Consider the following 22,758-nt stretch of genomic DNA (forward strand, 5'->3'; position numbering starts at 1 on the left):
GCCCGCAACCATCGCGAGGGCGAACAGCCAGTCGGTCATGCCGAGGCGCTTCAGGAACGGCCGCTCGTCGAACTGCGTCGAAGACGGTAAGGCTTGCGAACGTAACGTGTGCTCGGAGGCGGGTACGCCGGAATCCGGGGATGATTGCGTCAGTTCCATGGCTCTTACCCTTGCGAAGATCGCGTCGATGGGTGCGCAGCACTGTTCACCATGACGTTACGGGTGCCCGATACCCTTGTTGACCGGCAACGACGGCCTGATCACTAATTGCTTGTCGTCTCGTTCGCCGTCCCGGGCTCCCCCGGCGGAAACGCCTCCAGGTAAGCCGCTACTGCACGCATATCCTGCTCCGACATGTTGTTGCAGACCGCCTTCATGGCTTCGCTGCGGGGCCGGTCTTCGGTGCGCTGGAAGATCCGTAGTTGTTTCAAGGTGTAGTCCGCATGCTGACCGGCGAGGCGCGGAAATTGCCCCGCCCCCTCGCCGTGCTGACCGTGACATGAAATGCACGCCGCCACGCCCTTAGCCGGCAGGCCGGAGGTAAAAATCGCCCGTCCTTGATCGATCAGTGCGGGATCGCCCGGCTCACCCATGACCGTCTGATGACTTGAAAAATACGTAGCAAGCTCGTCGATTTGCGCTTCGCTCAAGTGAGTAAAGCCCCACATGAATCTTTTGGCGTTCGGATCGGATCGACTATGCGTCTTGAAGTCCGTTAATTGATTGATCAGGTACTCCTTCTGCTGACCCGCCAGTTTGGGAAAGGCGGGCGACACGGACACGCCGTTCACGCCATGACAATTCGAGCACACTTGCAGAGCAATTGTCTTTCCGGGGACAGACGGGTTATCGACTGCCCTGGACCGTTCCAGGTCGTGACAACCCGACCCGGCAAGCAACATCCCCAGGGAGATGAACTGCGCCAATTTGTTCATGTCACGAACCTCCAAACTGTGCTTACCGCCCTTTAAGGCAGCGCGACAAGGCGCAGCGCATTCAGTGCGTATTTCAACGCCCTCGTTTCCGCCGGTATTGCAAAAACGCAAAGCACCTTCCTTTTATTCCAGGGGCAAGTACGACTATCTCGAGTGGCAAACGCTGGCGTCGATATCACCAGTACGCGGCCCATAAGTAGACAAACAGCGTGTCGTTGTCCGACGCGTTGCGTCCGCTACCGTCGTAGTTGGATCGGGATCCAAGGTATTTGGTGAAATGCGTGTACTGCAGGCCGACCCGGATGTTCTGCACCGGAATCCAGAAGATCTCGGGTATCCATCCCTGCGTGGCAGGAGAAAAGTTCGCGCTGCTGGCGTAAGCCGCGCTATCGGTGCTGCCCGTCACATTGAAGAAAGCGAGGCTCACGCCGTACTTGGCCTGATAGATGTACGACATTTTCAGCAGCATCGATTTGAGATTTGCCGACTGACTGTCGCCCAACACGAAATTATTCGGATCACTGATATTCTCGTGAACGTAGCGTGCCTGTGCGGTAATCGTATGCGGTTCCAGCAGGTATTGATACTGCGCGTCCACGCCGATATCGCGATAGCGGGTCACACCCTGCGTGAATATCGGGAAAGCGTTTGGATCGTTGGGATAGACGTCGGCCAACAACCCGAACGTCCCCAGCATGATGTTATGCGGGCCCCATTCGCGAGTCAGCGCAAGGCGCCAATACGGGTTGTAGCCTTTCAGATAGGTCTGCGGGTGGGCCAGGTCTCCGGCCTTGCTGCCGTGGCTCAGAAACGACCAGATCCCGTCGGCGGTGCCATACGCGGTCAGTTCCGCGTATACCGTCTTGTTCCAGTACATGTAGCCGCCAATGCCGACGACCTGCTGCGCCAATGCGCCCTCGATCAGAGGCGTAAACTGCGGGGACCCAACCGCGCTCGTCGACGAAGAAAGGTAGGGATAGCTCCATGCAGGCGCCGTGTTAAAGACGTCCTGCATGGTCGGATTGTTGTGCAACGTTACGCCCAGTATGAAATCGCTCGCTTCGCCGATGATCCGTTCCACATAACGGACATCGGTGTTGTCCGATGCCCATTTACCGATCCACCGGCCGTCGCCATTCTGGTGATCGTAGTTCGTGTAGGTATATTGGGCGAACGCGCCGATCTTGTCGGTGATCTTCCCGGCGAGGAAAATGCTCGCCGCGTCCCAGGTCAGATTGCCGTCTTTGGGAGAAATCGGATTTCCGTTAACGTCGTTGTTGTGCCGTGTCTTGGTCACATCGACCGTTCCCATCACGGCTAGCGGAATGGTGCGTTCGCCGAGGGTATAACCATTTAACTTGAACATTCGCCCATAGGGCGTGAGTTCGGGAAATTGCCCACCGGCGTGACACGCCACGCAACTTTGCCCCGTCTGGCGCGCGAATATGGGCAACGCGTGCGCGGTGGAAGCCAGCAACAGACACAGCGCCGCGAGTGCGGCTGTCGAGCCGCGGCGAAGCAAACGATAAAGCGCATGATTGCCGATACAAGCCTTTGGCATGGCCGTCTCCCCTGCGCCGTATACCGGCCGCCTTACACCACGAGCAATAAAGACCTGGGACTGCATCAACGGCAGTTCACAGTTCTCACCGCTCGCCACACTTCCATTGTGCAAACAGGCGATGAAACCCGGCAGGGGTCAACGTCCTACACTTTGGGTAGGTGGGCGCTCCAGTCCATCGCGTTTCGACGGCCGCCCGTGGTTCTCGGGAAACTACGGCACGATCCACGCACCGTCGGCGACGAGCCGCATGCTGTCAGGCTCCGCAAAGCGGACGATATAGCCGCCTTTGGACGCGAACTGCTGCCCCGGCGCCAGCGTCAGGCGCGGGTAGTAGCCAGTCAGGATGCGGCGTTCAAGCATGTCCTGGATACGCTCGATCAGATATTCCCTTCCGAACGCATCGACCATATGACTGAGCGTCTCCGCAAGCAGGCCGCACGCAAGATAAGTGTCCGCCTGCACCTGCGGGGCGATCATTGGAATTTTGCGAATCGAGAACCAGCCGAACGCATAGTCGACGCGGACACGCCGTCCGTCCGGCAAGTCGAACGGATACGCGAGGCGCGTGACGCCGCGCCAGTTCGCCGGCAATGGCGTGTTATCCAGCCCGCCCAGCAGCCCCGACATGAACACCGTGTCCGACGGCGGCGATGAACGGCCGAGCACCGCGATGTCGGGCGGACGCAGCCACAGCACGAGCACATCCCCACGCGAAATGCCATGCATGGCGCGCACGACGCTGTCGCCTGGCGCAAGAACGCGGTTCGCCACCGCCATGCCGTGACCCTTCAGTGCGGCGGCAAGCGCTTGCGCACCCTGTTCGCCGTTGTCGCCCGCGCGATAGACCTGCCAGACCCTTGGCAGCGCTTGCGCCGGCTTGCTGCGAGCTTCATCGAGAATCCGGCTGGCAAGCAGATCCGACTCGAGCAGCACGCCCTTCGAGAAATACACGGAATAGAAATCGTGGTCGGTTTCGACCGGCACTTCCACATTGGGAAAGAGACACGGCACGGCCTCCTGCTCGCAGAACTCGTGGACCGGCGCCCAGTTCCTCCCTCCGAGTCCCGACAGCACCGCAAGCACCGGCTGCGCCGCCAGATAGCGCCGCAACTGTTCATGCCATGTCGCCGGCGGGCCGCTCAGCTCCCACACGTGCAGTTCCCAGCGGCGATTGACCATGAACATCATTTTGCGCGACGAGCGCAGCGGCGGCGTCGCGCCAAGCGGAAACACGTTCTTGTCATCGAAGTACTGCTTGAGCACATCGAGCATGCCACGCCGTTTCACCGGGTCCGCATCGGGTGTGATGATCGTCGCGAAGTGCAGCACCGTGTCCGTGACACCCGTCGGCACGCGTCGATCAAGGCGCTTCAGATAGCCGGTCAGCGCTGCCATGTCGGTGTCGTTCAGCGCGTACTGCGGCATCAGATTGCTGAGCGGCTTGCCTTCCGAATCGAGCCCTTCGCGTATCGCTCTTGCGATCTTCGCATCCGTGTAGGGCTCGCGATCGGTGCGCATGCCGGGAATGTAGGGTATGTCGAGATCTTCGAGGCTGTCCGCGCGAGGATGGGCCAGATACCGACCGGTGATCGGCGGGATGCGGGTCGTTCCCTCTCTGGAGCCGAGGCCGCTGCGCCGATGGCAATTCATGCAGGCCGCAGCGGCGCCGCGCAGGTTCACGCCGCCGTCGTGCATCGCTTCGAGCGGTTCGCCCGAACCCAGCACGCCTTTCTGGTAGATCGCTTCGCCCGTGCTCGCCGTCGTGACCGGCGGCGCTGCGGGAGCACAGTTCGCCTTGCCCACCGGCACCATCAGTCCGGCGAGCAACACGCATTGAACGAGCGTGCGCGCCACGATCGGCCGCGCCCGCGCGATGGCTTCCGGGCTGACCCAGGCGCGGTCCATGGCTACGGCGTCGGCCGGGTCATCGCGCGAAGCACCGGCGGCGAGGCGCCGGCTTCGACCGACACCGAATTGCGATGGCCCTGCGAGGCGGGCCTCGTGAACGTCGCATCGTCCAGCGGCGGATTCAGCGATATTTTCTCGATCGTCAGCTTGTCGCTCCTGCCGGAAGCCGCCGCGCCGCTTTCGATCGTGAACGGCACCTGCAATCCAGCGACATTCTTATAGTCGCTGTACTTCACTTCCACCGTGACCGGCCCGTGAGCGCCCCGCGCCTGGCGATCGTACTTCACGTCCAGAAAGCTTTGCGCGTCGACCCACACATGACGGGTCACACCGGAAGGCAGCTTCACGCCAAGGCGGTAGGCATCGTGTCCGTCGAGCTTATCGATACCGTCGAGCGTGATATCGATGCCCTTCGCCTGATGGTCGATCAGCATGCCGTCGATGACCTGCTCGTCATGCGCGGACTTCACCTCGTCCATCGTGTACGGCCGAAAATCCGCGTTGCCCATGACGCTCGGGCTTAGCTTCCAGCCCTGCCGGCCGTCGAATACCCGGACCGCCTTCTGGTTGAGCACGGAAATCTCGAAACGTGTCTTGTTCGGGCGCTTCAGCGCGAGCATGAACGGCAGATCCCGTGCCGGGGCGTTGGCACTATCCACGTGCCCGACCCAGACCATCGTCTGGATCTTCCGCCATGCGTCGAGGCCGCCCCTCGCGGCGATGTTTTTTTCGACGATCTGGTCCGCGCTCAGATCGTGCTCCGCCGGTATCTGCTCGCTCGCGTACACCGCCATCGTCAGGCAGCCGACGAGCATCCACAATACGATTCGTGTCATGGCCGTGAACCTCACACGGATGTTCGGCTAGTGGCTCGGCACTTTGGCCATGGCCAGTTGCGGTTTCGCAAACAGGGTGTCGTCCGTCGGCGGATTCACCGTGACATGCTCGATCGTCAACTTGTGCGGCTGTTTGCCACCAGTGACAACGGTTTCCAGCGTGTGCGGCACGACGAGCCCACTTTCTTTCCGGTAGTCGCGATAGAAAATGGCGACGTCGTGCATCTTGCCGTCGAGCTTGCGTGGTTCGCCGTCGATCTTCAGTTCCAGAAAGCTGCTTGCGTCGATCCAGATGCGGCGTGAGGCATTGTCTTTCGTGGTCACTTTCAGGACGTACGCGCGATGTCCTTCCACCTGTTCCATACCCAAAGCCTCGACCCGCGAGCCCTTGCTCGCATAATCGATCAGCGGTCCGTCCAGTTCGGCCGACATCGCAGCCGATTTGGCCTCCGCAGGCGTATAGGGCTCGACTTCATCGCGTCCGAGGAAAGGTCTCACTTTCCAGCCCTGTGCGCCGTCGTAGACCTGAAACGCCGTCTGATCGTTGAAGCGAACCTCGAAGCGGCTCTTGTGCGGCCGCTTCAACGTCATCACGAACGGCAGCCTGGTGTTCTTCTTGCCGCCGGCTTCGATCTGCCCCGACATCGTCATCGTATTGACCGCGTGCCACGCCTGAAGCCCGCCGCGTGCCGCGACGTTCCGCTCGACGATTTGCGCCGCGCTCAAATGACTCGCCGCCGCGGCCTGAGCCGTGCCTGCGGCCGAGGCCGCGAACGCAACCGGGCCGGATGCCAGAGCACCGGCCATAGAGGCTGCGGAGAGCGCCATCAAAAGAAACCGGGTCATGAGTCACCTCCTGCGTTTATGTAGCAGACCGCTGTGCCGCGATCATTCGACAATCAATCCGTCGATATGAAGCGAACCGACGAATACGTCGACCCGGTCCCCCGCCTTGATCGGATTGCCCTTGTTGGAAAACACCATCCAGTATTCCTGACCGACTTCCAGCGGGCCGGTCTGGCGCAGCTGGCCAATCTTGTCCATGACCGGAATCTCTAGCAACGCGTGGCTCGCTTCCCCGTACAGATAGGCGGTCGCGGTCTTCTCGCCGAGCAGATGCGCCGCCTGCGGATCCGTCACGCGATAGCTGAAGCGAATCAGATTGCCCGATGCGGTTCGGCGCACGCTCAGGTTGTCGACGCCCTTCACCAGCCCGTAGTAGTTCTTCGCGTGCTGCGACATGTTCACCGGCAAATACGACGAGTGCCTGAGCGTGGACGCGGCCGGCGGTTTGTGGGCCGCCGGTGCGCCCTGATCGGCCGCGACCGGTTGAAGAACCGCGGTCGCGGCCAGACAAACGCTGCTCGAGAGCAGTACCGCCGACGTCATCCAGGGAGATCGAAGTTTCATTGCAGCGTCTCCATCACGGTATGGGCGACAGTGTCACGTTCACCAGCCCCTGCAACAGGCCGAACAGACCGCCCGCCTGGCCCCCCAATGCGAGCGGATCGATCGTAGTGCTGCCGAACAGGCCCGGCTGCACGAACTCGACTGCTCCGATGTCGTATCCGGCACCTTGCGGCCTCGACGTGCCGAAGATGTCATGATTCGGCGCACTGGCTGACGTGCCGCGATTGATTGCCGGCGAGGCGGACGTGATCGAGTAGTTGCCCAGCAGTACGCCATAGCCGGTGCCGCCGGATGTGACGGACATGTTGAACAGCGAAAGTGGGCCGTACGACATGTTGATCCACTGGTTGCCTTCATCAGGCACCGCCGAGGGCAGCAGGCTGAACAACGGATTCGGCAGCACCGCGTCCGCGATGCCCGGTGGCACCGCAAAGCCGTTTCCGCCGCCCTCCGGCGGCACACGCGCACCGTTGCAGTACTGGCTTACCACCGCCGGACTGGAACCGATGTTGTTCGCGCCCGGGTAGTCGCCGGCGTCGGTCAGGATCGAGAACCGCGGGCTCATCGACAAGCCCGCCTGACGGCTGCTGGCCGAGGTGTCGCCGAACGCGCCGATGTCCCAATAGACGGCGTTCGAAGCGCAATAGCCCGTCGGGTGCCCGGCCTGATTCAACGTCGGGTTCAGCGCCACCGTATTCTGCAAGCCCGGTATGTTCGGGTTCAGCCCTGCGACCGTGATATAGAACGAACGGTTTTGCCAGAACATGTTGTTGGTCAGCACCGGGTTCGAGAACGTCTTGCAGTTGGGCTGGCCCACGGGGCACACCACATTCGGATTGGTGAACGCGGCCACCAGGTTCGACGTATGGCGCGCGGTTTCCAGTCCGGCCGGCTGATAGGTCGACGTCGTGATCGGGTTGCATGTCGTTTCCGATCCCACCGTCGTGCAGTTCGGCGGCCCGACGTTGGCTTGCGTGGCGGCATTCGTATTGAACAGCACGCCCGCGGATGCCGTCGCATCGTTGGAGACCACCGTGTTGTTGACGAAGCTCACGCGCACCGCATCCTGCAGCGAAACACCGCCTCCTGCCCAGCCGGCCACGTTGTTCGCAATGATGTTGTTGATCACGCGAACCTGGTACCACTTGCTCTGGTCGCTGGGGCTGCGTTGCACGTCGGTGCCGTTGATGTTCTGCAGCCGCAGGCCTCCGCCCTTGCCGCTTTCCGCCGTGTTGCCCATGATCAGATTGCCGTCGATTACGAGACCGGGGCCGACGCCATCCGAAAGCTGCGGTGCACAGTCCACGTCCACGGTCGCGTTCTCGCAGAACGTGCCGTCCGGAGGCACGCCCTGAGCGATCACGCCGCCGCCGTACGTAGGCAGCGTCGGGTTGTTGCTCTGGTTGAACAACACCCAGTTGTGCGAGATGTCGCCGTTATAGCTGAACCCGAAGTGAGCGACACCGCCGCCGTCACCGCTGCTCATGTTGCCGCAGACCCAGTTGTAGTTGAAATGGTAATTGTCCGCGCCCGTGCAGAAGGTCACGCCCCCAGCCGACGAAGGCGTGGTCGAGTTGATTTCATCGCCATACGATGCGTTCGACGTGACCGCATTGTGATGCACATTCACCTGGGTATTGAACGCAAAGGGCAGTTCGGTCACACCGTCACGACCGCCGATGGTGCCGTCCGGTGTTTCGACCTGGCCGATCGTGATGCCGCCCGTGAGCGTCCCCGCATTACTGAACACACGGTTGTTAGAGACTTCCATGTTGTGGTTCCAGCCGTGCAGGAAAATCCCGCCGCCGCCTTGCGAACTATTGGTGAAGGTCATGCCGTCGATGCGCGACGGATTGCACTTGAAGTTGCTCGGATAGTTGGTGCAATCCGGGGGGTTCGGCTGGAACAGGGTCGGGCCCGCGAGCGGCGCGCAGATGCCGTTCGCGGTGCAGTTCGGATCGGGTTGCAGCACGCCGCCCACCAACACATCCTTCACGCCTTTACCGAGGACCGTGATAGCCGCGCCTTCATAGGCGCCCATCAGCGTCGGTTCGATCAGCAGCTCGGAAATGTTGCCGTTGAGGCTGAAGTCCCAGCCCGCGGTCGGCTCGAGCGGTATCGCATCAACGTGGCGCCGCATCGTCGACGGACAGGAATACGTGCCCGTCGGATCGTACGGATTGCTCGGCGAGATCAGGCCGCCGTTCAGTGCCGCGCCAAAGAGACAACCAACCTGCCTGCGCCACGGGTCCATCTTGCCCGACGGATGAGTGTTCGCGTTGACGGTCACTGACGTCGCGCCGACACCTTGCAGCCGGACCGGTTTCCACATGAGCAGCATTTCGTTATAGGTTCCCGGACCGACGATGATCAGGTCGCCCGGGGTCGCCTTGTCGATCGCGGTCTGGATCGCGTTGCTCGTGGCGTTCTCGCCATTCACGTAAGTCGGCGCCTTGCCGCCGACCGTGACGGTGACTGTGTCGATCGAGCGCTTGCCGTTGCCGGCCGTGACCACGAGCTCGCCGCAGGACGTGGGCGTCAGCACGTTGCGTTGCTGGATCGTGCAACTCGACTGCGCCCCGATCAACGGCGGAACGATGACCTGAATCTGCGTATCGGACCAGGACCTCACGATGGCATTGACACCTCCGATCGTGACCGATCCAGTGCCTCGCGTCGCACCGAAGCCATAGTGGCGCGTGACGAACTTCTGGTTGAACGGCGCAGTGGTCGCAGCAGGCCCGTTGTACGCGTGGTTCGGCACCGGTTGGTTGCCAAGCGACTTGATCGTCAGCGTGTGACCGACCGCGCTGACCCACGGTCCTGCGCCGCCGCCGCTCGAATCGCCTGTGACGGTGGAGATCGCCGGGGTCGCATCCGGGTACGCGCAGTCAGGTGGATTGTAGCCATCCGCGAAGGCCTGGACCGGCACCACCGGCGTATCCATGTACTGGGTCTGTCCGGGCATGAACGGAATCTCGTAGCAGAACTGGCTGTACGCTGGATTGAACAGCGGATCCCGGATCGTTTGACCGGGATGCGCCGGATCGGGCATGTCCGGATCGTTCATGCAGGCGACCATCATCGTCGGCGCATAACCGGTCGGATTCGGCGGGTTGACCTCCCAGGTCGAATAGTTCAGTCCGTTGAAGATGCCCCACGAATCCGAATACGTGCGGGCGACTTCGTTGCCGGCAAAATCCTTCATCGAAATCGGCACGTTCGGCACCGCGAATTTTTCACCGAACTGCGGCGAATACGGGTCGAACTCCGACGAGAAGTCATCCAGCATGAAGCCCGTATAGTGCGCGGCGACATGCGTCGAGCTGAACAGCCAGAACTTCGCCAGCGCCGACATCTGGTTCGTGAGCGTCACTTCCTTGCGGTCGCACAGATGCCTCGATGCGCCCGCGAACGGCGCGACTTCCTTCGAACCCGGGAACAGGCTGATGTAGTCGGGCACGATGCGCAGCGCACCGACGCAAGGCCAGAAGGTTTCGACGCTGCCCGTGTCGCTTTCGTGCCGGGGCAAGGAGCCGAGATCCGAGGTCGAATTCTGCGCATTGTTCGGGTTATAGGTGGAATTCATCGCAGCCTGATCGGGCAGGATGAAGATGCTGCCCAGTCCGCCGAACTGCTGCGTCACCGGCGCAATGTAGTTGTCGCCGATCAGGATGTTCTTGTCTTCCTCCTTCACCAGTTCATAGCCCGGCGGCACGATCACTTCCACCACATACTTGCCGGCCGGCAGCATCTTTGTGCCGTCACCCGAAGGATTCGCCACACAGATCGTGCAGTTCGTCGCGCTCGGCTTGCCGGTGGTCGAACTCCGGGCCGTCACACTGGGGAATTGGTACATCCCGTCGTATGGCGCAGGCTGCAGCTGGTTGAACGCATGCATGCCGTCGTAGCACTTGAACTGCGAATGCGCGGGCAACGCACGATGCTGCGGGTCAAGCCACTGGGTCGTGTCCTTCAACGTGAAGAAGTACGGGTCGGTGGTTTCCTGTCCTGGACAGTTCATGTTCGGGACGCCGTCGGAACGGAAGCCCTGCGCCCAGTCGTCCCAGCTCGAGGTCTTCGTCGTATCCACCAGCGTCAGGCTCTGTGTCCCATCCGCAGCCGTGCCCTCCTGATACAGGTTCACCGTGACGTTCGGCACGTCCGGTGTCCAGCTCGTGTGGAGCAGCAGCGCGGGATCGTCGAACGGACGCGTCGACGCGTAGACGACTTCACCCTTGATGCCGCCGTTTTCGGTCGGGCCGAACGGCGCCTTGCCGAATTCGATGAAGGAGCTTTGGCCGGAGAATCCTTGCCAACCTTCTGTGGTCACCCACGGCGGATCGACTCTGCCCGTCGACGGGTTTGTGCCCGAACGGTCGGTGCAGTCCGCATCGTTGCAATACACCGCGCCTGGCACGCGCAGGTTCGTCGGCAGGTGCGCCGTCGCCGATTCCACCGTGTTGGCGAAGTTGGTGGCAATGTTCGAACTGCCCCCGCCTGGCGTACCGTCGGGCGGACCGCCCGCGTCGTAGACCACATGCACGCCGGTCTGCTTGAAGCGGGTTGTATCCGCTTCCGCGACGTACCAGTTGAAGAGCGGGAACACTTCGTTAAATCCGGCGTAGCCGTTCAGGTCGGTGTTGTTGAAGTTCGAATAGCTGCCGTCGCGGAAGCGGATATTGGTCGGCACCAGCGTCAGTCCGGGCTCGTTGGACTGCGACACGCCGTCCCCGTTGAGATCCATGAAGGTCCGGGTATAGAGATTCGTGTGCCATTGAAGCACCGGGATATCGCCGAGATTCTTGCTTTGCCCGCCCTTTAACAGAACCGCCGTCGCAAGGCCGTCGACGATCTGGTCGTTCCACTGATCGAAGACCGTGAGTCTGTACGTGCCGTCAGGCAGGCCGGGGAAACTGAACGTGCCGTCGGCGTTGCACTTCGTGAATGAGACATCTTCCCCGTCCGTATCGCCGATGCTCACGTAACACTGCGTGAAACTCAACGAATCGCGCGAGCCCGCGCCATACAGATTCTGGTTAGGTGGACGGCTGTAATGCAGGTTCGTGATCCGGCCGCTGACCGAGTTGTTGCAGGTGGCCGTGCCTGTGCACAGCAGAGGCAAGCGGGCATTGATGATTTTCGGATTGGCAAAGCCGACCGACACGTGAAAGCCCGCCGGTCCGAATTCCTGGAAGTATGCCGGCCCGGCTACCTTGATGAACGCGTCATGGGCCTTCTGTCCATCCAGCGTGTTCGTCTGCAGCCACTCTTCTCCCCTGCCGATCCTGTCGGCGCCCGGCGTGGCGACCACGCCGTACCGGCCGGGCATCAGGTTGGCGATGATGGCCTGGCCGACGAGCGGCGATAACGTCTTGCCATCCGACTCGTACTTCGGACACGTCGGAATCATGCCGAGCAGTCCGTCGTTCGACGTCGTCGAAATCGGGCACGCGTTGAATCCGGTGGACGGATCGATCGTCCCCTGCAACGAGTTGGACAACGGCATGTTGAACATGTCGTAGGTCATCTGCCCGGTTGGGTCACCGGTACCGCCCGCATCGTCGAAGAGCTTGATTTCGAAACCGCCGAGACCCGGCTCGTGGGCGGTGCCGAACGTATCCGTTCCGCCGCTGACGTCCACTTCACCATTGAGCGGCGTGTCGTCCTCGAACACGAACACCGAGATCTTCGCCGTCGCGAGCGGCGTTTCCTGCAGCAGCACGTTGACGCTGGACTGTGCGGGTGCGATCGGCGCACCGCCCATGCCGTGTCCACAGGTGCCCGAGCCCGGCGCAAAATCCGCCCCGCCCGGACCCGACGGGCAGTCCTTCGCAATGTCGAACTGCCGTTGCGCACCGTCCGGTTTATTCGGATCTACCGGCTGCGGTGCGCCCGCGCCGTTCGTGAACGTATTGCCGGCGTCGCCCGGCAGGATCGAGATGTAATAGTGCTTGGTCGGATCGAGCGCCACCTGGCGCGGGTCGACCGGCACCTGCTGCGTAGCGCCCGTACGGCACGCGCCGTTGCCGACGTCGCACACCGTCGGCACGTGCGTGTTAGTCGCCGGATCGAACACCGTCTGTCCTGACTCGCACGCGACAGTGCCGACGCAGCCCGCGGCAATCACCGGCATGTAGCTGGAATGGAAGCTCGTGCCGAGACTGGGAACCGGCAGCGGCGGACACGTGGCCGGGCGCGGCGTCGTGTTCACCTGGCATGCGGGATCGATCTGGAAGGTGCGGTCTTCCTCGATGATCCAGCGGTAGTCGGTCAGCTGAACCGGGGTCTTGCCCGGCGCCGTGCTCGGCGCATCCAGCACCTTGACGACCAGTCCGCTGCCGCCCTTGAACGTTACCGTCACGGTCGCGGCAGCACTCGACGTGTTCTGCGAATTCACTGCCTTGTAGTGGAACGTCACATTAGCCGTCGCATTGCCGACCGGCGGTGCCGCGGGTATGGCGGTAAACGATCCGTCCGGATTCAGCGTGACGGTCCCGCCGGTCACAGCGCCGGAAACAGCCGCGGTGAGCTGAAGCCCGGCCGGATCCTTAGCGTTGGCCAGCACGCCGGGCGCGCCGATCTGCAGCCGCGACGCGATGTTGCTGGTGTAACTGCCGTTGCCGGCCAGCGGCGCACCGGACAGACAGCCGGATCCGGCGGTACAGGCCGCCAGCGTCACCGTCGCCGTCAGCGCGGGATTGCCGTTCGCCTGATACACGAAGCTGTCGGAGGTCGTGCCGGCGTTCGGCACATAGGTGAACGTGCCGTCCTGGTTCAGCGTGAGCACGCCGCCGGTAGGCTGTGTCTTGACCTGCACGCCGTAAACATGGACATCGTTGGCAATCAGGCCTCTCGTCGGGTCCGACACGTTCACCGCGCTGCCCGCGACCAGGAAGTACTTGTCGGGATTGGCGATCGCATTCTGATTGGCGGCCGTCGCCGTCGGCAGCGCGCCGCTATTGACGCTGATGTAGCCCTGCATCCCGCCATCGCGCTGGTTGTTGGTGGACAAACTCAGTTCGCGGTCGAACACCGGAAGCGCCAATGCGCCTGCAGCCGGTGCGTTCAGCAATACGTCCTGGGTCTTGCCGGCCGCCAGAAACACTTCCGACTGCACCCGCGCATTGCCGGGCAACACATTGCCGTCCTCTGCAATCAGCGAGAAGCCGGAAACAGCAGGCGTGCCGGTTTGGGCACCCACCACCGACGGGACGTGCATCCGCAGACCTGCGTTCACGAAGCGCACGAGCAGCTGGCCAGTCGACGCAGGGGCGTTGGCGGAAAACGCCGATGCGTTGGCATTCGTCCGATCGAAGGCGACGCCGTTGATCAGGTAGTAACGCGGATCGTAGTTCACTGCCGGCGGATAGCAGGTGCCGAACGACGTCGACTTCGAATCGCCGCAACCGCCTGACAGACCCGACCACACTTTGGTTTCGCTGAAACCCGCCGTCATCACCGCCGCCGCGACAGCGGTGTTTTGCACGGGATCGATTTCGCTCAGCACGAGCGGCACGTCGGCGTCATAGCAGATATTCGGATACGCCTGATACGTCTGCGACGCCACTGGGCAGGTCACACTGCCGCCGACCGGCGTCTTCACCACCAGCACGCCGTACAGTCCCATCGGCCCCTGGATCGACGGATGCGTTCCCGACTCGATCAGATAGGTGCCGGGACTCAGGTTGTTCCAGGTGAGCGCCGTGGTCGTGCCGGTCGCCACCTCGGTCGCAAACGACTGGACGCGAGGCCCCTGCGCGGGCGGCGTAAATGTCGCGCCGCTCGAACTGCTGGCAATCGGCCAGGTCGTCGCGGTTTGCGTCGGATGCGGCGGACTCGGCAGGCTTGTCGCTGTCGTTCCCAAACCGCCGCCCAACTGCCCCACGACGACGAGCGAGGTCGGCACGGCGCTGGGCAAGGTATTGGTGAGATTGATCGTCAGCGGTCCTGGCGGCACGGTAATCACCACCGGCGACCAGTTCGCTCCGGCGCCTGGATTCGCCGCCGCACAGGTAGCCGGCGCCACCGCAGCCGGCGTACAGGTGTAGCCCCACATCGGCACAGCCTGCCCGTCGGGCATCGTGGCAGTCGTCGCTTTCGCTGTCAGATTGACAACCTGAGCGAAAGATACGCCACTGGCCGTCAGCAGAATGGACGCTGCAACCCCTGCCTTGAACACGTCGAAGAGGGTCGCCTTAAACTGGGTGGATCTCATCGCGCTTCTCCCCGCCTCTAATTGGATTCGTCAATCAGGAAAACCTGTGGATCGACGAGCATCATCATCATCATTCCGCCTGGGAAGATGTTGTTCGTAGTGATCTCGCGCTCGTTATGCGAGTGCCACATGAATGCAAAGCCTGCTTCGTTTGCCGGCGAATTCGCGATCGTCCCGCTCGGTGGCGTCGTCCCGGTGGGCGAGGTGGCGCGCATGGTCGCGTCCGGCCCGAGATAAGGACTGCCGCCATACCAGGCGCCGTTCGTCAGGAGGTGCGAGTCCGGCAGGGTGACCGGCCCGCCGCTGCCGACATTGCCGAACGGACGCGTTTCGAGCGCTTTGTTGTGATCGGCGCACCACTCGTAGTAGTTCGGCGCGTGCGGGTCTGCCGTGTAGTAGCCGTTCGCATCCGGAATGCAGACACTGCCGTCGCCGGGCTTGTGTCCATAGACATCCCAGTTCAGGCCCTTGCCGGTCCAGTAGAAAATCCCGTCCATCGCGAGGCCCGGCGTCGTAGTCGTCGTGAACAGCAACGGGCCGGCCGCCTTGGTCGCGTCCGTCCTGCTCAGCAGCAGGTTTCCATCGCGCGCCAGCACACGCACGTGATTGCCGTGCTCGTGGAACGGATGCTGCCAGCGGCCAGTACCGACGATCCGCAACAGCACCAGTTCACCGGGATGCATGTGTGGATTGCCGTTGTAGGGCTGGTGCGGATACTGCACCGCGTAGTTCGGGTCCATGTCGTCCGGCATCGAGCGGCCGTTTACCATGAAGTAGGCGGGGTGATACGGCTCCGTCTCGACAGTCATGCAGCCGTTTGGCAGCGTGCACGCGTTCGCAGCCTGCTGTTCCGCCTGCGTATGGATGCGCGGATCCATTTCGGAGAACTGGAACAGATACTCGCGGTCGTAACAGGCCGTGCTGTGGTTATAGGCCGCGGCAGCGTTGCGGAAGTCCGTCTGACCATCCGGCAGAGTCGCCGCAACCGCACGGCAGCCGGTCGGCACGGCAACGGTTCCGGGCGCCGAGGTCGGTAAAACGATGATCGCGCCGTACAGGCCCATTTCGATCTGCAGATCGCCCTGTGTGCCGCTGTAGTACGCATGCGTGCCAGCCGTTGCCGCGACGAAGCTATACGTGACCGTGCCGCCATGAGCGGCCTCGCGTGTCAGCAATCCCGGCACACCGGTGAGCGCGGCAGGACAGGTCCCATCGGGGTTCAACGCCGCGGCACAGACCTGGAATCCGGGAAAGAGGATCGAGGTATTGCCTGCCGCCGCCGGCAGGTTATTGGTGAGCGTTACCGTGACGACGTCGCCCTGTTTGACGATCAGTGTCGGACCGGGAATCTGCATGCTCGGACAGTTCGCGCCCGCGATCGTGGACGGCGAAAAGCCGGCCGGCGCCGTGCGGCATCCGTAGCCCCACGAATAAACGCTCGTGCCGTCGGGTTGGCTGATGCGATTCGCCTCGGCGCTCAGATCGAAGCGCGTCCCCGTGATGCCTGGCGCTGCCGCTTGCGCGTGCATGCACACGAGCGCGGCGAGCGTCGCCGCGCCGACCCGCGCAAGCCGTCCAAGATGCGCGAGCACCGCGATCCATGTGTTGTGTTTGATGTATCCCACGGCTCTTCTCCTAGGTGCAGGACTTCGTGGTCGGGTCCACCGCGTGGCAGATGTGGACCTCGGTCATCAAGCCGCCAAAGTTTTCTGCGTCATTCGACAGGTGATCGAGATTTGGCGTGTACAGGTAATAGACCGCCCCCGCCGCATACTTCGTCGTGTCGCTGGCGTCGAGGATGACGTCGATGGACTCGCCGCCGCCCAGCGTGATCGAGTTCGTTTTGTAGGTCAGGTCGTTGCCGGCCATGTCGCGCAGCAAGCGGGCATTGATACCGACCACGTGCATCGGGATCCCGAGCGACGCCAGCGTCTGAAACTCGCTGACGTCGAGGTCCGAAATTCTGAGCAGTGCCTTGCCGCCGGCCGGGATGTTGATCAGCGTGGGCAGCGGTTGCGAAAAATGTTGCGTGCCGTCTGCCACCACCGTCTGGATCGGCCCCTGATTCACCGTGTCCGGATAGCTGCGCCCGTTCAGCAGGAAGTACTTGTCCTTCATGTCGGTGAACGGCTCCGGATTGAACGTCATGCCCACGAAGTGGAAGTTCGGATCGAAGCCGTGTATCTGAATCGGGTATTCGACGTCGTAGGCGGTCGAGCCGTCGCCGTCGTTGTACGCGTACAGCGTCGGCGTGCCGCTCTTGTTGTTGACGTGGAGCACGCTGTTCTGCGGCGGCAGAGGCGTCGTGCACAGAATGTCGTTGCCGCACGCCGTGCGCAGATCCCGCTGCTGCGCGACCAGCGAGTTGTACAGCGACTGCCCGCCGGGCACGCGGTTCTGGCGCGGCCGCACGAAGATCTGGCCGACCATACCCATCTGCAGGTGTTCCGGCGGCGTGATGTGGCAGTGCCAGAAGTAGGTGCCCGCATCCGGTGCGAGGTAGTAGTACGTGAAGCTCGCGCCGATGTTGATCGCGACCGATGCGTCCGGCACGCCGTCATAGAACGACGACGCGTTCGGATAGCCGTGGAAGTGCACCGTGTGCTGCTCGAACAGGTCGGGCCGCATGATCATCCCGACGTTGGTCAGCGTCAGGAAAAACTCGTCGTCCTCGTCGATCGCCATTGTCGGCGCCGGCATGCTGCCGTTCATCACGCCGATGTCCATGATCTGCCGTGGATCGACGTGGCCGGTCAACTGACCCGGAGGCACGGATTCCGGATCGGGGACCAGACCGACCGCACCGTTGAAGGTCACGTCCACTCTCGGATCGCCGACGGTGTTGAACACCGACGCGAACTGCGTGCCGGGAAGGCCGGCCTGGATATCGGCGAGCCCGGACAGAGGACCGAAGGAAAACAGATACGTCTGCGTGCCGTCCGCCATCGTCGCGTAACCGTCGCCGCCCGAGATCTGCTGGCACTTGATTGCGCCGTTGACGACGCCTGTCGACGCGGAAGTCTGTCCGGTGTAGGACGGCCCGGTGTAGGCGGGCTCCCCTGTACCGCGCGGCAGCGCCGTCGGATGCGCCGGCGTGGTTGGCGGGCATTGCACCCGGAACGATTGCGCGAATGAAGGAATCGCGAACATCAGTAACAGCAGTGTTGCAACACTGCTGAGATATGTGCGGGTACTGAACATATGACCTCCAGCCCAGGGGTCAGCCAGCGCGATGCGCGCTGGACGTCATGCTCTACTGCGAATGCGGGCTGGTTACGCATCTACATCAGCCCGTATCTGGATTCTGAATAAGAGCGACGTAGTCCGGGATGGGTCACCCCCCTACACTTGCGGTAGGGCAAACCCAGCGACGGTACTCAAGTCGATTCGAAACGCTATTTTTTCGGGAAAGACAGCGATCGAGCGCCAGGCGCAGCGCAGCTTTCCACTCTGCTCACATTGCGGGTCTTTACCCATGCCTTTCGGCGGGGGATTCCTACTTCCCTTCATGTCTATCGAGGCAAGAATGTGAAAACAGTCCCCGACTGTCGGGCACTGGAACGTGCCTGGGTTACAACGGGTTGAGGACACGAAGCGGTCCGCACCGTCGACCCACTGCTCTTGAGATTTCCGGCCTCCCCATTGAATTGCTGAAGGATCACATCATGAACAAGCTAACTGTCGTCATTCTCGCGAGTTGCGTCACGCTCGCCACCGCTGGCGCCTTCGCTGCCGATAGTGCGTCCGACGATTCGATGTCAAAAGACGCAATGAGCCAGGAGACCACGGCAACGGCAACGACAACGGAGCACGATGCGGCGAGCATGGACAGCATGGCGAAAGACGCGATGAAGGAAGACGCGATGAGCCATGACAGCATGGCCAAAGATGAAACCAAGAACGACGAGGTGAAGCAGTAGTTCACCTGGCGAGCGCGCGCTGAGCTGACATGGAAGCGCACGCTCCGCCCGCCGGCAAACGCCTTATGGCTAATGCGACGCTGTTGCCTCGCGCGGATCGGAGAGATCGGTAATCGCCAGATCGCTGAATGTCGCCTTGCCGCCCTCGGCGAAAACCGAAACCCGATTATCGTTCGCGGCCGGAAAAACGAGATCCGTGATCACGGTACGGCCGTGATCGGCAAACACTTCCACGGAATTCCTGTCGACCACCACGGCAAGGTGCAACTCGCCGTTCACGAGCGGCATATTGACGATGTGCTGTTTGCTGAAGGCATTCGAGAAACCGGTTTCGCCTGACTTCGAACGGTCGAGCGTCAATGTCCGGTTGACGGTGTCGTAGAAGATGCGGGTGCCGACGTCGCCATTCGCCGAACCTCGCACGATGAGACCGGCACGTTGGGCCGAGTGCGGACTGATCGTCACGTCGATGTTCTGCACGACGCCTCGGGTGAGCCGGCCGAGTTCCTGCACGCGCGAGGACACACTGAGTTCTCTTATGCGCGTGGCCGCCCCCTCGCTGACAAGCGACGCATATTGCTCCACCGGTTCGAACATCAGTTGCGGCACGCCGTCTACAGTCTTCAGCGCGAGCTCGCGAGGGAGCGCCGTGGCGCCCTTCCACGGTGTGGTGGGGATGCGTTCGGCGTAGTCCCAGTTGCTCATCCAGCCGATCGTGACCGCCTTGCCGCCGGGCGCATTGGCGAACGTTCCGGCTGCGTAGTAATCGGCGCCGTGATCGAGCCACTGGTATCGCGAAGGATCCGAACCCGGCGGCGCCGCGTTCTCCCGCGTGAACGTCCTGCCGTCGAAGTTGCCGACGAAATACATCGCGCCGGACCCGCCCGCGATCGACCACGGATTGACGTTGACGATCATCACCCACTTCTGCCGGCGACTGTCTCCATCGAGCGGCAACGGGAACAGATCGGGCATCTCCCAGAGTGTCCCTTGATGAGGAATGCCGGGCAGACTGAAGTCGCTGAGGAAGTCCCAGTCGATGAGATTGTTCGAGCGGTACATCTTGACCACGTGTGCGTCGGCCACGACGGTAGTCATCAGCCAGTAACCGCCCGGCGCGTACCAGGAAACCTTCGGATCACGAAAGTTTTGCGATTCCGGGTTGAGCGTCAGCACCGGATTGTGCGCGTATTTGCGCCACGTCTGGCCGTCGTCCGTGCTGTAGGCGAGCGATTGCGCCTGAGTGCCCGGTTGATGTCCGGACCCGGCCTTGTATACGCTGGTGTAGAGCGCGATTAGCGGCGACGAATTCGCCGGACCCAATCCGGACGTGTTGTGTGCATCCACGACAATGGAACCGGAGAAGATCTCCCCGGTTTCATCGACATGCATGGCGACAGGCTGCTCGCTCCAGTGAAGAAGATCGCGGCTGGTGGCATGTCCCCACGACATGTTGCCCCATGAATTTCCATCCGGATTGTATTGATAGAACAGGTGATAAAGGCCCTTGTGAAAGACGAGTCCATTGGGGTCGTTCATCCAGTTGCGTTGCGGCGTGTAGTGCAGCGCCGATCGCCATTGCGATGTGCATGCAGCGTCTTCGCCCAACGGTGCGGATGGCGCAGCGCACGCTGTGGAAGAAACGGTCAGTAGTGCAAATAGCCAGGCCGCCAGCGCGCGCGGTTTGGAAATGAAGGGATGTTGCGGGTCGTACATGGATTGCCTTTTTCCTACCTGCGCACGCGCGTGAACGGGGATACCGTCACGCCGCGCGAGCGCAGTCGATGAATGCTCATCGGGTCGACGAACGATCAGGCGGAGAGCCTGAGAATGACGGTGCCTCTGCGTCTGCTGCCCACGGTCAAGCCACGGCGCGAAGTCTCGCGCATGGCGCGATTGACGGTGTTCACGTGCAGGCCGAGGAAGTCCGCCAGCATCCGTTGCGGGGGCAAGGTATCGCCAGGCTTGAGGCGACCGGATCCAATTGCCGTTTCAATCGCCTCCACCACCGCGCGATACGCGGGTCCGTTGTATGAAGACAAATCTGGAATCCAGGCTTTCATCGCTGCGTTCTCGTTGCTGGCGTTTGCCGTTCGGACACGGCGACGATCGGGCGCTCGTCCAGTGCCGTGCCATGGGGAACGGGCGAACAGGCGAATGGCCGGAACGGGCAACGAACAGACTCGCCACCCGCCCGGCCTTCGTCAGACTGCTTGACTGAACGGGATCTTATTGAGCGCTGTTCCCGCCTGAATTGCCCGGGCTGGCGTCGGCGTTAGCCGGAATGTCGCCGTAGCCGCCCAGACCGCCCTTGCCGTAGCTGCGGTCGAGGTCGGTCGAATCGCCGTGAATATTGAGCTTCACGGTCGGCGACAAGGTACCGCCACGGCGCGGACCGACGGCGTCGATGAACGATTCGACGAGGCCGCCCGGCATCACGTAGTGCGAGTACGACTGGAATGCCCGCGGATTCTGATTCGGGTCGAGCGCGTACGGCGCACCGATCGGCTGATCGAAATCGGTCGGATTGCCGAGCACCAGGCCGCTGCCCTTGTTCAGCGGCAGGAAGTCGCTGCGGATGCCGTTGCCGACGAAACCGTACACGCCGTCAGGACCGTCGACACCCGCTGCATAGGTCGGCCGGTGGCTGATCGTGAACAGGTAGTACTTGCCGTCCTTGATGTAGATCTGCGGGCGCTCGGTCTGATCGTTGACGCAGTTGGCCGAGAGCAGCGGCGGCAGGAACTTCCACTGCGTGAGCTGCGGGTTGGTGGCCACCGCGAGACCGACGTTCGCCTTCTGATAGGTCGCGCCGGAATTCATCACCGTATTGAGGTCTTCCTTGTACGGATCGTTGGCCGCATAACCCAGGTCGGCATCGGTACAGGTGCGGGCGCCGCGCGGGCCCGCCGTGTTGCCTTCGAACACCATGAACGTCTTGCCCGGATTGGCCGGATCGACGAACACGAACGGATCGCGGAACGAGTAGTAGGTGTTCTGATCGCGCGACTGGTACAGCTTGCCGTCCGGTTCGAGCAGCGCGTCATGCTTGTCGAATCCGTCGAACCACACGTGCGTGTCGTCGGCGTGAATATGCCCGTCCGTGCGCGTGATGATCGCGATCGGCGGCGTGATGTCCTGGCCGCCCTCAGCCGTGCGGTTGAACGACAGCGCGGTGTAGTAGAGGCTGAGATTGTTGCCGTTCAGCATCCGCGCGGAGCCCGACCATTCCGCGTTCTGCGTCATCGGCGCAGTGCCGAAGACCTTGACGCTCGCGCCGTCCGGGAACAGGTGCCCACCGTAGGTCCAGCCGCCGTTCGCCGGACGCAGCGCGGCCGGAATCCCCGCCCGCCGGTAGAAGAAACCGATGCGAGCGTGCACGTGACGATCGTCGAACGAGTAGCCCGCGTGCGGATCGGCCGTCAGCGAGAAGATGACTTCCCAGCCCTTGTAGCTCAGGTTGTTCGCCTTGACGTCGGAAAGCGGCCACGTATCCCACACCCAGACGTTCGAGTTGATCAGCGGGAAGTCCGACGGAATGTCCGGCATGGTCAGCGACGCCGGCAGCGAATTCTTGTCCGCAGCCGTCGCGGTGTGCGATTGCGCCTTGATCTGGCGGACGTCCGCACGCGTCCAGCGCATCGTGAAGCTGCTCTCGGGGTCGTAAGCCTGCTGCGAGTGCGGGGTCGGCGCCGGGGACCCGGCAACCGTTTGAGCCAGCGCGGGCACCGCCGTGACCGCAAGCAGGGAACCGGAAACCAGGCCGGCGCGCAAGCGGGTGCGGGCTGAAGCCGCAGGTGAGAGTCGTAGAGATACCATTTTTGGCCGCGTCCTTATGAGTAGGTGAGAATGTGTAATATTTCGCAACATCCACAACAAAACCGGTTTGGATACTAAGCCAAACCGATTTGGACGTCAAACGTTTGCGCGACACATGTACCATGCGGTGTGTTTTGTCATGAAACGG

General features: G+C 62.2%; 13 protein-coding genes and 1 pseudogene. 1 reads left to right on the top strand and 13 read right to left on the bottom strand.

The window, feature by feature from the left end; all coding sequences use genetic code 11:
- From SB772_RS30125 to SB772_RS30170, 10 genes and pseudogenes are all read right to left on the bottom strand, one after another.
- Window positions 1-159: pseudogene (locus tag SB772_RS30125) on the bottom strand (c-type cytochrome biogenesis protein CcsB); the annotation flags it as partial.
- Between the two features lie 104 nt (window positions 160-263).
- Window positions 264-935, bottom strand: a complete 672-nt coding sequence (locus tag SB772_RS30130) for a c-type cytochrome (protein WP_410836813.1) — start codon at window positions 933-935, stop codon at window positions 264-266.
- 175 nt (window positions 936-1,110) lie between these two features.
- Entirely contained in the window at window positions 1,111-2,496 is a 1,386-nt protein-coding gene (locus tag SB772_RS30135) for a cytochrome C (protein WP_410836814.1), read from the bottom strand.
- A 213-nt stretch (window positions 2,497-2,709) separates the two neighbouring features.
- Entirely contained in the window at window positions 2,710-4,311 is a 1,602-nt protein-coding gene (locus tag SB772_RS30140) for a cytochrome C (RefSeq protein ID WP_410836961.1), read from the bottom strand.
- Between the two features lie 95 nt (window positions 4,312-4,406).
- Window positions 4,407-5,243 (bottom strand): hypothetical protein, encoded by an 837-nt coding sequence (locus SB772_RS30145; protein ID WP_410836815.1) that lies wholly within the window; start codon window positions 5,241-5,243, stop codon window positions 4,407-4,409.
- Window positions 5,244-5,270: 27 nt separating this feature from the next.
- Complete coding sequence (locus SB772_RS30150; RefSeq protein ID WP_410836816.1) at window positions 5,271-6,089, bottom strand: outer membrane lipoprotein-sorting protein; 819 nt, start codon at window positions 6,087-6,089, stop codon at window positions 5,271-5,273.
- A 42-nt stretch (window positions 6,090-6,131) separates the two neighbouring features.
- Window positions 6,132-6,653: a hypothetical protein gene (locus SB772_RS30155; protein ID WP_410836817.1), complete on the bottom strand. Its 522-nt coding sequence runs from the start codon at window positions 6,651-6,653 to the stop codon at window positions 6,132-6,134.
- Window positions 6,654-6,666: 13 nt separating this feature from the next.
- Complete coding sequence (locus tag SB772_RS30160) at window positions 6,667-14,871, bottom strand: choice-of-anchor Q domain-containing protein (RefSeq protein ID WP_410836818.1); 8,205 nt, start codon at window positions 14,869-14,871, stop codon at window positions 6,667-6,669.
- A 17-nt stretch (window positions 14,872-14,888) separates the two neighbouring features.
- Entirely contained in the window at window positions 14,889-16,496 is a 1,608-nt protein-coding gene (locus SB772_RS30165) for a multicopper oxidase domain-containing protein (protein WP_410836819.1), read from the bottom strand.
- A gap of 10 nt (window positions 16,497-16,506) precedes the next feature.
- The gene (locus SB772_RS30170) at window positions 16,507-18,072 is read right to left on the bottom strand and encodes a multicopper oxidase domain-containing protein (RefSeq protein ID WP_410836820.1); all 1,566 of its coding nucleotides are present in this window, start codon (window positions 18,070-18,072) and stop codon (window positions 16,507-16,509) included.
- Between the two features lie 464 nt (window positions 18,073-18,536).
- Here SB772_RS30170 and SB772_RS30175 point away from each other — a divergent pair, with 464 nt between their 5' ends.
- Window positions 18,537-18,791 (top strand): pentapeptide MXKDX repeat protein, encoded by a 255-nt coding sequence (locus SB772_RS30175; RefSeq protein ID WP_410836821.1) that lies wholly within the window; start codon window positions 18,537-18,539, stop codon window positions 18,789-18,791.
- A 69-nt stretch (window positions 18,792-18,860) separates the two neighbouring features.
- Here the strand turns inward: SB772_RS30175 and SB772_RS30180 are convergent, their stop codons facing one another.
- From SB772_RS30180 to SB772_RS30190, 3 genes are all read right to left on the bottom strand, one after another.
- Entirely contained in the window at window positions 18,861-20,507 is a 1,647-nt protein-coding gene (locus tag SB772_RS30180; protein ID WP_410836822.1) for a glycoside hydrolase family 32 protein, read from the bottom strand.
- A gap of 95 nt (window positions 20,508-20,602) precedes the next feature.
- Entirely contained in the window at window positions 20,603-20,854 is a 252-nt protein-coding gene (locus tag SB772_RS30185; protein ID WP_410836823.1) for a GntR family transcriptional regulator, read from the bottom strand.
- Window positions 20,855-21,020: 166 nt separating this feature from the next.
- Entirely contained in the window at window positions 21,021-22,610 is a 1,590-nt protein-coding gene (locus tag SB772_RS30190) for a glycoside hydrolase family 68 protein (protein WP_410836824.1), read from the bottom strand.
- Window positions 22,611-22,758 lie beyond the last annotated feature (148 nt).

Origin of the sequence: Paraburkholderia sp. SIMBA_030 (assembly GCF_046535245.1) — a bacterium.
Lineage (GTDB): Bacteria > Pseudomonadota > Gammaproteobacteria > Burkholderiales > Burkholderiaceae > Paraburkholderia.

Bases quoted from the DNA above. Each gene is read 5' to 3' on its own strand.
- SB772_RS30185 (WP_410836823.1), bottom strand. From the start codon at position 20,854: ATGAAAGCCTGGATTCCAGATTTGTCTTCATACAACGGACCCGCGTAT.
- SB772_RS30175 (WP_410836821.1), top strand. From the start codon at position 18,537: ATGAACAAGCTAACTGTCGTCATTCTCGCGAGTTGCGTCACGCTCGCC.
- SB772_RS30140 (WP_410836961.1), bottom strand. From the start codon at position 4,311: ATGGTGCCGGTGGGCAAGGCGAACTGTGCTCCCGCAGCGCCGCCGGTC.
- SB772_RS30150 (WP_410836816.1), bottom strand. From the start codon at position 6,089: ATGACCCGGTTTCTTTTGATGGCGCTCTCCGCAGCCTCTATGGCCGGT.
- SB772_RS30155 (WP_410836817.1), bottom strand. From the start codon at position 6,653: ATGAAACTTCGATCTCCCTGGATGACGTCGGCGGTACTGCTCTCGAGC.
- SB772_RS30130 (WP_410836813.1), bottom strand. From the start codon at position 935: ATGAACAAATTGGCGCAGTTCATCTCCCTGGGGATGTTGCTTGCCGGG.
- SB772_RS30135 (WP_410836814.1), bottom strand. From the start codon at position 2,496: ATGCCAAAGGCTTGTATCGGCAATCATGCGCTTTATCGTTTGCTTCGC.
- SB772_RS30190 (WP_410836824.1), bottom strand. From the start codon at position 22,610: ATGGTATCTCTACGACTCTCACCTGCGGCTTCAGCCCGCACCCGCTTG.
- SB772_RS30145 (WP_410836815.1), bottom strand. From the start codon at position 5,243: ATGACACGAATCGTATTGTGGATGCTCGTCGGCTGCCTGACGATGGCG.
- SB772_RS30160 (WP_410836818.1), bottom strand. From the start codon at position 14,871: ATGAGATCCACCCAGTTTAAGGCGACCCTCTTCGACGTGTTCAAGGCA.
- SB772_RS30180 (WP_410836822.1), bottom strand. From the start codon at position 20,507: ATGTACGACCCGCAACATCCCTTCATTTCCAAACCGCGCGCGCTGGCG.
- SB772_RS30170 (WP_410836820.1), bottom strand. From the start codon at position 18,072: ATGTTCAGTACCCGCACATATCTCAGCAGTGTTGCAACACTGCTGTTA.